General features: G+C 69.1%; 1 protein-coding gene. It reads right to left on the reverse strand.

What is annotated here, in order from left to right; all coding sequences use genetic code 11:
- A partial coding sequence (locus BLJAPNOD_RS34965) for a hypothetical protein (RefSeq protein ID WP_147294641.1) occupies window positions 1-531 on the reverse strand: 531 nt, incomplete at its 3' end.
- Window positions 532-727 lie beyond the last annotated feature (196 nt).

The following is a 727-nucleotide window of genomic DNA, read 5'->3' on the forward strand; positions in this document are numbered from 1 at the left end:
GTCATCCTTGCGGCCGCCGGTCGAGGGCAGGTTGCCGAAGGACGACAGCCGCGGGAAGCTGAAGTTGTCCAGGCCGTTGTCGTTGGCCGAGCGGGCCTTCTGCTGGAGCGGCCGGTCGTCGACAAAGCCGGGATCGGGACGGCCGTCGTCGAAGGACAGCCGCACCGAGGCGCGCAGCCGTCCGGTCACGGTTGGCACCGTGCCGGTGGTCAGCGCGAAGTCGGCCATCAGCTCGCGGAAGTAATCGGCGACATCGTTGACGACATCGAGCGCACCGGCGAGATCCGGGCCGGTCTCAGGCTCGTCCACCGGCGCCATCGCCTCGCCGTCGCCAAGCCCCGGCCGATGCGCCGGCGTATTGCCGCCGGCCTCGTCGCGGCCGGCAAACACCGAGCCGAGACCGCCCAGAAACAAGGCCGACAACAGCATGCGGCCGCGCTTGCGCTCCGGCTTGTCGGCGATCTCGTAACGGTTCATCGGCGCGACCGCCTGCTGGCTGTCGGGTCGCTTCAGGATGAGCTTCTCGTCCATGACATCCTCCTCGGCCGGTGCTGGCTCCTATGACGGAGCTTGTCTTGCGCCTTGGCCTCGTGTCGCTCGCTTGGCGTCTGATGGGATCCACCGCCCAAAGGCGGCCGATCTTCCCGGGGTCGACGTGCCGGCTATTCCGCCGGCACCCGTTGCGGCTGGCCCATTGCCTGTCCCATGCCGGTGGCATCCGCCCTGC

Origin of the sequence: Ensifer sp. M14 (assembly GCF_003355565.1) — a bacterium.
Taxonomy (GTDB): domain Bacteria; phylum Pseudomonadota; class Alphaproteobacteria; order Rhizobiales; family Rhizobiaceae; genus Ensifer.